Origin of the sequence: Aquipuribacter hungaricus, from assembly GCF_037860755.1 — a bacterium.
In the GTDB taxonomy this organism is placed as follows: domain Bacteria; phylum Actinomycetota; class Actinomycetes; order Actinomycetales; family JBBAYJ01; genus Aquipuribacter; species Aquipuribacter hungaricus.
Map to the genome: position 1 here is coordinate 1 of NZ_JBBEOI010000524.1, position 597 is coordinate 597.

Genomic DNA, 597 nt, shown 5'->3' on the forward strand with positions numbered 1-597 from the left:
CTCCCGGGGCGGCGCGCCGAACCCAGCGAGCGTGCCGGGCAGCGACGGGGCGACGACGACGAGGCGGGACAACCCGTCGAGCGCGGCCAGGGCCGCCGACGCGGCCTCGCGCACGCCGGCCACCTCCGGCACGCGGTCGCCCGTGAGCCGCGGCAGCAGGAGCGGCGCCGCCGGGAGCAGGCAGGCGACGACGACGGGCACGCCGCCACTGTAGGAGCGCCCCCGCCCCGCGGGCGCCCGCGCTCCCCCGCCCGCAATTGGGGCCTGCGCAGACCCTCAGGCGTCGAGGGAGAGCAGGCCGGCCCGGTGGGCGCGGGAGACGGCGTCCGTCCGGCCCCGGGCGCCGAGCTTGGCCATGACGTTGCTCAGGTGCACCGACACCGTCTTCTCGCTGATGAACAGCTCGGCACCGACGCGGCGGTTGGTCCAGCCGCGCGCCACGAGCCGCAGTACGTCCTGCTCGCGGGCGGTGAGGCTGACCGGCGCCGCCGCCGCCGCGCCGGAGGCCCCGGGAGCCACGTCCGCCCCGCCGTCCGGACCGGGCAGCTCGACGCCGGCCCGGCGCGCCAGGGCGGCGACGGCCGCAGCGAGAGGGCG

2 protein-coding genes are annotated in these 597 nt (G+C 80.1%); both read right to left on the minus strand.

The annotated features are described in order from the left end of the window. Positions 1 to 201: hypothetical protein (locus tag WCS02_RS20975; RefSeq protein ID WP_340296239.1), on the minus strand; the 201-nt coding region annotated here is incomplete at its 3' end. Between the two features lie 75 nt (positions 202 to 276). Further along, the coding region (locus tag WCS02_RS20980) for a helix-turn-helix domain-containing protein (RefSeq protein ID WP_340296240.1) at positions 277 to 597 on the minus strand (321 nt) is incomplete at its 5' end.